The following is an 8,562-nucleotide window of genomic DNA, read 5'->3' as shown; positions in this document are numbered from 1 at the left end:
GGCCAGATCGTGGCGGTGATGGGTCTGAAGGACACCAAGACCGGTCACACGCTCTGCGACCCGCAGAACCAGGTCATCCTCGAGTCGATGACGTTCCCGGCCCCGGTGATCGAGGTCGCGATCGAGCCGAAGACGAAGAGCGACCAGGAGAAGCTCGGCATGGCGATCCAGCGCCTCTCCGACGAGGACCCGACCTTCACGGTCAAGTCCGACGAGGAGACCGGCCAGACGATCATCGCCGGGATGGGCGAGCTCCACCTGGAGATCCTCGTCGACCGCATGAAGCGTGAGTTCCGCGTCGAGGCCACCGTCGGCAAGCCGCAGGTCGCCTACCGCGAGACCGTCCGCAAGGAGGTCAAGAACCACAGCTACACGCACAAGAAGCAGACCGGTGGTTCGGGCCAGTTCGCCAAGGTCGTCATCTCGCTCGGGCCGAACATCGACCCCGAGACCGGCACCGGCGGCGGCTACGTCTTCGAGAACAACGTCTCGGGTGGTCGCGTCCCGCGCGAGTACATCCCGTCGGTCGACCAGGGCGGCCAGGACGCCATGGAGTTCGGTGTTCTCGCCGGCTACCCGATGGTGGACGTCAAGTTCTCCCTCGAGGACGGCGCCTACCACGACGTCGACTCCTCCGAGCTCGCCTTCAAGATCGCCGGTAACCAGGCCTTCAAGGAGGCCGCCCGGATGGCGAAGCCCGTGCTGCTCGAGCCGATGTTCGCGGTGGAGGTGACCACGCCGGAGAGCTTCCTCGGTACGGTCATCGGCGACATCAACAGCCGTCGCGGCCAGATCCAGGCACAGGAGGAGCGTCACGGTGACATGGTCATCAACGCCCTCGTGCCGTTGTCAGAGATGTTCGGGTACGTTGGCGACCTGCGGTCCAAGACCTCAGGCCAGGCTTCGTACTCGATGGAGTTCGACTCGTACGCCGAGGTTCCTTCGAACATCGCCGACGAGATCATCAAGAAGGTTCGCGGCGAGTAGGCACCCGCCTGTTCGGCACGACCCTTTCGGCAGAATCCCTTTGCAAGTACGAGTCAAGTAACAACACACCAGGAGGAGCCCCAGTGGCTAAGGCGAAGTTCGAGCGGACCAAGCCGCACGTCAACATCGGAACCATTGGTCACATCGACCACGGGAAGACGACGTTGACCGCAGCAATCACGAAGGTGCTGCACGACAAGTACCCGACTCTCAACGCCGCTTCGGCGTTCGACGAGATCGACAAGGCTCCCGAGGAGCGTCAGCGCGGCATCACGATCTCGATCGCCCACGTCGAGTACCAGACCGAGGCGCGTCACTACGCCCACGTCGACTGCCCCGGTCACGCTGACTACATCAAGAACATGATCACCGGTGCGGCCCAGATGGACGGCGCGATCCTCGTGGTTGCCGCCACCGACGGTCCGATGCCGCAGACCCGCGAGCACGTGCTGCTCGCCCGCCAGGTCGGCGTTCCCGCCCTGGTCGTGGCGCTCAACAAGTGCGACATGGTCGACGACGAGGAGCTCATCGAGCTCGTCGAGATGGAGGTGCGCGAGCTCCTCTCCGAGTACGAGTTCGACGGCGACAACATCCCCGTCGTGCGCGTTGCTGCCTTCCCGGCGCTCCAGGGCGACGAGAAGTGGGGCGACTCGATCCACGAGCTCATGCTCGCGGTCGACGAGGCCATCCCGACCCCGGCCCGTGAGACGGACAAGCCGTTCCTCATGCCGGTCGAGGACGTCTTCACGATCACCGGTCGCGGCACGGTCATCACCGGTCGCATCGAGCGCGGCATCGTCAAGGTCAACGAGGAGGTCGAGATCATCGGCATCCGCGACAAGGCCCAGAAGTCGACCGTCACCGGTGTCGAGATGTTCCGCAAGCTGCTCGACGAGGGCCAGGCCGGTGAGAACGTCGGTCTGCTGCTTCGTGGCACCAAGCGCGAGGACATCGAGCGCGGCATGGTTGTCATCAAGCCGGGCACGACCACCCCGCACACCAACTTCGAGGCCTCGGTCTACATCCTCTCGAAGGAGGAGGGTGGCCGTCACACGCCGTTCTTCAACAACTACCGTCCCCAGTTCTACTTCCGCACCACGGACGTGACTGGCGTCGTGACCCTCCCCGAGGGCACCGAGATGGTCATGCCGGGTGACAACACCGAGATGTCGGTCGAGCTCATCCAGCCCATCGCCATGGACGAGGGTCTTCGCTTCGCGATCCGTGAGGGTGGCCGCACCGTCGGCGCCGGTCGGGTCACGAAGATCACCAAGTGATCGCGTTGATCAACTGATTCACCCCAGGCGGCCCCGGACTTCGGTCCGGGGCCGTTCTGCATGCCCGATCGATCGGAAAGAGCCCCACCCATGAACGACAGCCGGCCCCCGCGCCCGCACCACAAGCTGACCGAGGACGGTCGACGTCTGCGCGAGGTGCTCACCTACACCCGGCGCGGCAGTCGCTTCTCGGCCAGCCAGCAGGCTGCCTGGGATGCGCACCACGAGGCGTGGGTGCTGCCGGACGACGCGTTCGACGCGCCCGACTTCTCCCTGGCCGAGGTCTTCGGCCGGGAGGCCCCGCTGATCGTGGAGATCGGCTCCGGGGTGGGCGAGGCGACTGCGGCGTTGGCCGCCGCCCGGCCGGCCTACGACGTCCTGGCCTTCGAGGTCTGGCTCCCCGGCGTGGCCGAGGGTCTCGCTCGGGTGGCCGACACCGCAGCGACCAACGTGCGGTTCTCCACCGTGGACGCGGTGTGGTCGCTGGAGCACGTGATCGCGCCCGGTTCGCTGGCCGAACTGTGGACGTTCTTCCCCGACCCGTGGCACAAGAAGAAGCACCACAAGCGCCGGCTGGTCACTCCCGAGTTCGCGGCCCTGGCCGCCTCGCGGCTGGCGCCCGGCGGGGTCTGGCGGCTGGCCACCGACTGGGCCGAGTACGCCGAGCAGATGATCGAGGTCCTCGACGCCGAGCCCGCGCTCAGCGGCGGGGTCGTCGCGCGCTGGCCCGACCGGCCGGTGACGAAGTTCGAGCGCAAGGGCGCCAACGCAGGCCGAGCGAGCACGGACCTGGCCTACCGCCGGATCTGACCGCTACCGGCGTCCGGTCAGGCGGCGGCGGAGCTCGTCCTCGCGCTGCAGCCGGGCGGAGTCCCGTTCGCGTCGTGCCGCGATCACGGCCGCGAGGAACGCCTCCGGTGGGGTGCCCGGCGGCGGAGGCGGGGCGACGTACGCCTGGACCTGGCCGGCCAGCCGCGCACCCAGCACGGTCCGGGAGGCGGCGTCGAGCTGCGGCAGCCGCCCGAGGTACTGACGCACGCCGAGGGCCAGGGGAGTGGGCAGCGAGGCGATGTCGGCCGTGGCGGCCCAGCCTGCCAGCGGCGGTGGCATCCGGGGCGGCTGCGCCAGCCGGAGGGCGACCCGTTCCCGGACGACGTAGGTGCCGGCGGCGTGGTCCCCGAGCCGTTGGCCGCGCGAGCTCAGCAGGGCGGAGAAGAACGCCGGCGCGCCGGAGAAGGCGTAGATCTCCACGACCCCGACCAACGAGCGGACGAACGCGTGCTGGAAGGAGATCGGGCCGGCATCGACCCGGACGGTGCGCAACCCGAGTGCGTACTTGCCCAGCGACCTGCCCCGGGTCACCGTCTCGACGGTGGTCGGGAAGACCAGGAACACCACGATCAGCGAGCCGATGAACGCCACCCACAGCAGGGCGTCGTCGGTGTCCAGCGCGGCGACGGTCAGCAGCAGGAAGACCCCGACCAGGGCCGTCAGGGTGACGACGACGTCGATCAGTCCGGAGGCGATCCGGGAGGCCAGCCCGGCCGCCGGCAGGTCGAGGGCGACGGCCTCGCCGGTGACGAGGTCGTCGCTGGTGAGGGTGGCGAACTCCGCGTGTGACATCGGGGCCAGCATAGGGTTGGCCCGTGGATCTCGACGCCTATGTCCTCGCCCATGCCCGCGAGTGGCAGCGGCTCGAGGAGCTGACCCGCCGCCGCAGGCTGAGCGGTGACGAGGCCGACGAGTTCGTGGAGCGCTACCAGCAGGTCGCCACCCACCTCTCGGTGGTCCGCTCCGCTGCCCCGGACGCGTCCCTGATCGCCCACCTCTCGTCCCTGCTCGCCCGCGCCCGCAACCGGGCGGTGGGCACCCGGATCGGGACCTGGCGCGGCGTCGCCCGGTTCCTGACCGATCGCTTCCCGGCCGCCCTCTACCGGCTGCGCTGGTGGTGGATCGGCACTGTGGTGGCCAACGTCGCGGTCACGGCGGTGATGATGCTGTGGCTGCTGGCGAACCCGATGGTCGAGCAGAGCATGCTCTCGGCAGCCGAGGTCGACCAGCTCGTGAACGAGGACTTCGAGAACTACTACAGCGAGTACGCCGCCGGGCACTTCGCCGCCCAGGTGTGGATCAACAACGCCTGGGTCGCAGCGCTCTGCCTGGCCCTGGGGGTGCTGGGTTTTCCGGTGGTGTGGCTGCTCTTCAACAACATCGCCAATCTGGCGGTCATCGGGGCGATCATGATCAACCACGACCACGGGGGTCACTTCTTCGGCCTGATCCTGCCGCACGGTCTGCTGGAGCTGACCGCGGTCTTCGTGGCGGGCGGGGTCGGCCTGCGGCTCTTCTGGTCCTGGATCGATCCGGGGGACCTCTCGCGCAGCCAGTCCCTGGCGCACGAGGGCCGGACGGCCGGCACGGTCGCGCTCGGCCTGGTCGGGGTGCTCTTCGTCAGCGGGGTGATCGAGGCGTTCGTGACGCCCTCGGCTCTGCCCACCTGGGCGCGGGTCGGGATCGGGATCGTCGCCGAGGCCGTCTTCTTCGCCTACGTCTTCGTGCTGGGCCGCGCCGCGGTACGGCGCGGGGAGACCGGCGACATCGACGAGGCACTGCTGGAGGACCGGGTCGCCAGCCGGGGTTGACGGCGATCGGCGGGCTGGCCACTCTGGGGTCGGGGAGCTGCACGGGCCAGCACGCTCGGACGAAAGGCACCCCATGAAGCATCACCAGGACGACCTCCACGACCAGCTGACAGCGATCCCGCTGCTGTCCGGGCTCTCCCGCCGTCAGGTGACCAAGTTGCTCTCCGGCTGCAAGCAGGTCGAGCACGGGCCCGGGCATGAGATCGCGGTCGAGGGCCAGGGCGCGCTCGCCCTGCACCTCGTCCTCGACGGGGAGGCCCGCGTGACGGTGCACGGCACGGAGGTACGACGACTCGGGCCGGGCGACCACTTCGGCGAGCTCAGCCTGATCGACGGCAAACGGCGCTCGGCCACCGTCGTCGCCGAGGGGCGACTCAAGACCCTCGCTGTTCCCCACGCGGTCTTCCAGAACCTGCTCGCCGACGAGCCCGACGTCGCGCTGGGGCTGCTCAAGGTGCTGTGTGCCCGGCTGCGCGAGGCCGAACGAGTCTGACCCGGGCGGCTGCGCTCAGAGGAGCCCGCGGGCCTTGAGCGACAGGTAGTGGTCGGCGAGCGTGGGCGGCAGCGACTCGGCGTCGACATCGAGGACGTGGACGCCGAGCGCGCCGAGCAGCTCGGCGCTGTGCCGACGTCGCAGCAGCACCTGCTCGGCCGCAGCGGCGTCGTACACCGCGTCGAGGTCGGTGCGCCGCGCCGCCAGCTCTTCCAGCGCGGGGTCCTTGACCGAGGCCACGACCACGCGGTGGTGCGCGGTCAGCACCGGCAGGACCGGCAGCAGTCCCTCCTCGACGGCCGAGGGTTCCAGGGGCGTGAGCAGCACGACCAGGGCGCGCTGGCGGCCCAACGCGGTGACCGCTCCGGCGAGCGCCGACCAGTTGGCCTCGGCGATCACCGGCTCGAGGTCCGCCATCGCCTCCTGCAGGGTGGCGGTGACACCCCGGGTGCCGGCCGCTCGGACCTGGCTGCGCACCCGTCGGTCCCCGGCGATGAAGTCGACCCGGTCCCCGGCGCGTGCCGCGAGGGCGGCGAGCAACAGCGCTGCGTCCATCGCGGAGTCCAGCCGGGGAACGTCGCCGACCCGCCCGGCCGAGGTGCGGGAGGTGTCCAGCACCAGGACCAGCCGGCGGTCGCGCTCGGGCTGCCAGGTACGGACGACGACCGTGCGGTTGCGGGCGCTGGCTCGCCAGTCGATCGAGCGGACATCGTCGCCGCGAACGTACTCGCGCAGCGAGTCGAACTCGGTGCCCTGACCCCGCACTCGGACCGCGGCCCGACCGTCCAGGTCGCGCAGGCGAGCCAGCCGGCTGGGCAGGTGCTTGCGCGAGTCGAAGGGGGGCAGGGACCGGACGGTGCCGGGGAGATCCCGGGTCCGTTGGCGCGCAGCCAGGCCGAGCGGGCCCGCGGTGCGGACGGTGAGGGTGTGGGTGTGCAGGTCGCCCCGGCGGCGAGGCAGCAGGACGGTCGCGACCCGCAGGCTCTCTCGACCCCGCAGCCGCAGTCGGTGGCGATCGCGGCCTGCGCCGGCGGAGGGCTGCCAGGCGTCCCGGACGAGGGCGTGAACCCGGCGCCGGGAGCGGTTCTCGACCAGCAGCACGCTCTCGCCTGCCTGCCCGGTGCGCACCGGCGGCGTGGGCAGCCTGGTGAGGCCCAGGTGGCCGGGCGAGGGCGCGAGCGCCCAGTCGGCCACCACGAGGAGCCCGACCACGAGGACCCACAGCCACATCGTCCCCAGCGTGGGACGCAGCACCACGGGCACCACGCCCAGGAGCAGCAGCAGGGGCACTCGACCGGTGGTCACCATCAGCGCGGCACCGGCACCGATCCCAGTGCGCTCGAGAGCACCCGGGCCACGTCGACGCCCTCCAGTTCGGCCTCGGGTCGCAGCCCCAGCCGGTGCACGAGGGTCGCGTGGGCGAGTGCCTTCACGTCGTCCGGCGTGACGAAGTCGCGCCCGTTCAGCCAGGCCCACGCTCGCGAGGCGTGCATCAGCGCGGTCGCTCCGCGGGGGCTCACCCCCAGGCTGAGCGAGGGGGACTGTCGGGTGGCCCGGGCGATGTCGACGATGTAGCCGCCGACCTCGGCGGAGACCTGGACCCGCCGCACGGCGCTGCGGCCGGCGGCGACGTCGGCCGGACCGGCGACCGGGCGTACGCCGGCACCGACGACGTGGCGGGGGTCGAAACCTGCGGCGTGCCGCCGCAGGATCTCCAGCTCGTCGTCGCGACCCGGCACCGGCAGCACCACCTTGAGCAGGAAGCGGTCGAGCTGGGCCTCCGGCAGCGGGTAGGTGCCCTCGTACTCGACGGGGTTCTGGGTGGCGGCCACCAGGAAGGGCTGGGGCAGGGGCCGGGAGACCCCGTCCACGCTGACCTGGCCCTCCTCCATCGCCTCGAGCAGGGCGGACTGCGTCTTCGGAGGCGTCCGGTTGATCTCGTCGGCGAGCAGCAGGTTCGTGAAGAGCGGGCCCTCGCGGAAGGTGAGCTCGCCCTGGTGGGGATCGATCACCATCGACCCGGTGATGTCGCCGGGCATCAGGTCGGGGGTGAACTGCACCCGTCGGGTGTCGACGTCCAGCGCGGCCGCCAGGGTGCGCACGAGCAGGGTCTTCGCAACGCCCGGGACGCCCTCCATCAGGACGTGCCCGCCGCACAGCAGTGCGACCAGCAGCCCGGAGACGGCGGCGTCCTGGCCGACGACGACCTTCGCCACCTCGTCCCGGACGGCGGCCAGTCGCTCACGCGCCTCCTGGTCGGCGGCGTCGTGCCGCACGGCCGGGTCGGGGTCCAGCTCCGGCGGCGTGGCGGGGGTGGGGATGCTCTCGCTCATGGACGGCGTACCTCTCGGTCGAGTTCGGCCAGCTCGGTGGCCAGGTGGATCAGGTCGTGGTCGGTCTCCGGCGCCGGCGCGTCCGGTCCCAGCAGGGCAGCGATCTCGGGGACCGGTCGGCCCACCAGGTCGGCGACCTGGCGGACCAGGTCGGCCGGGTCCAGGTCGCGGGTGCCGCTTCTCAGGTGGTCGCTCAGGCGTCGGCGGGCCGCACGCCGCAGGGTGCCTGCGGCGTGCGCCCGATCGCCCGCCCGGCGGTAGAGCCGCCCCCGGCTGCGCGTGGTCTCGATCGCCTTCACGACCACCGGCAGGGGCTCGGTGCTCAGTGGACCCAGCCGTCGGAACCGCCAGGCGATCAGCGCGACGGCGGCGAACAGGCCGAGCCACAGCGCCGGTCGCAGCCAGCGGGGGAGGAGGGTCTGCAGGCTCACCCCGTCGTCGGCGACGAGGTCCGTGTACGACGGGACGTACCAGACCAGACGGTCGCGCTGACCGAGCAGTCGCAGGGACACCGCCGCGTTGTCCGCCCGCAGCACCTGGTCGTTGCTCATCGCGTCGGCGGCGCCCCACAGGACGATGCCCGGGGTCGGCTCGACCAGCAGCGATCCGCGCCGGTCCCCCCAGCATCCGTCCCCCGCGTAGGCCTGGGCGCGATCGACCTCGACGGCCAGCCCGGCGTACGTCGGGTCGTCGCAGGCGGACTCCCGCGGCTCCCGGACCCGGACCCGGACCGACTCCGCGTCGATGCCGAGGGCCTCGGTGGTGCCCGGCCCGGGCTCGGCCAGGACGAGGAGGGCTGCGCCCAGGTCGGCCAGCAGGCGCTCCGCGGT

General features: G+C 71.0%; 8 protein-coding genes and 1 pseudogene. 5 read left to right on the top strand and 4 right to left on the bottom strand.

The genetic code is table 11. The annotated features are described in order from the left end of the window. The 3 genes and pseudogenes from fusA to trmB all read left to right on the top strand — a co-directional run. Positions 1–987, top strand: a pseudogene (gene fusA / locus ABZE72_RS13855) (elongation factor G); the annotation flags it as partial. A gap of 83 nt (positions 988–1,070) precedes the next feature. Continuing rightward, positions 1,071–2,264, top strand: coding sequence for an elongation factor Tu (gene tuf / locus ABZE72_RS13850; RefSeq protein WP_372729619.1), 1,194 nt, complete (start codon positions 1,071–1,073; stop codon positions 2,262–2,264). Positions 2,265–2,354: 90 nt separating this feature from the next. Further along, a complete protein-coding gene (trmB, locus tag ABZE72_RS13845) occupies positions 2,355–3,074 on the top strand; it encodes a tRNA (guanosine(46)-N7)-methyltransferase TrmB (RefSeq protein ID WP_372729618.1) in 720 nt (239 codons plus the stop codon). Positions 3,075–3,077: 3 nt separating this feature from the next. Here trmB and ABZE72_RS13840 read toward each other — a convergent pair whose 3' ends face one another. Further along, complete coding sequence (locus ABZE72_RS13840; protein ID WP_372729617.1) at positions 3,078–3,887, bottom strand: RDD family protein; 810 nt, start codon at positions 3,885–3,887, stop codon at positions 3,078–3,080. Between the two features lie 23 nt (positions 3,888–3,910). Between ABZE72_RS13840 and ABZE72_RS13835 the strand changes: the two genes are divergently transcribed. Both ABZE72_RS13835 and ABZE72_RS13830 read left to right on the top strand, forming a co-directional pair. After that, complete coding sequence (locus ABZE72_RS13835) at positions 3,911–4,906, top strand: stage II sporulation protein M (protein ID WP_372729616.1); 996 nt, start codon at positions 3,911–3,913, stop codon at positions 4,904–4,906. Between the two features lie 73 nt (positions 4,907–4,979). Continuing rightward, complete coding sequence (locus tag ABZE72_RS13830; RefSeq protein ID WP_372729615.1) at positions 4,980–5,399, top strand: cyclic nucleotide-binding domain-containing protein; 420 nt, start codon at positions 4,980–4,982, stop codon at positions 5,397–5,399. A 15-nt stretch (positions 5,400–5,414) separates the two neighbouring features. Here ABZE72_RS13830 and ABZE72_RS13825 read toward each other — a convergent pair whose 3' ends face one another. From ABZE72_RS13825 to ABZE72_RS13815, 3 genes are all read right to left on the bottom strand, one after another. Beyond that, positions 5,415–6,707 (bottom strand): DUF58 domain-containing protein, encoded by a 1,293-nt coding sequence (locus ABZE72_RS13825; protein ID WP_372729614.1) that lies wholly within the window; start codon positions 6,705–6,707, stop codon positions 5,415–5,417. Then, positions 6,707–7,732, bottom strand: a complete 1,026-nt coding sequence (locus ABZE72_RS13820) for an AAA family ATPase (protein WP_372729613.1) — start codon at positions 7,730–7,732, stop codon at positions 6,707–6,709. The genes ABZE72_RS13825 and ABZE72_RS13820 overlap by 1 nt, the downstream gene beginning before the upstream one ends. Then, positions 7,729–8,562 (bottom strand): DUF4350 domain-containing protein (locus ABZE72_RS13815; protein ID WP_372729612.1); only part of this gene is annotated, 834 nt, incomplete at its 5' end. The genes ABZE72_RS13820 and ABZE72_RS13815, both read right to left, overlap by 4 nt.

The sequence above is a fragment of the Nocardioides sp. genome (assembly GCF_041600255.1).
Lineage (GTDB): Bacteria > Actinomycetota > Actinomycetes > Propionibacteriales > Nocardioidaceae > Nocardioides.
The sequence above is the reverse complement of the archived record's forward strand: the minus strand, read 5'-3'. Positions and strand labels throughout refer to the sequence as shown.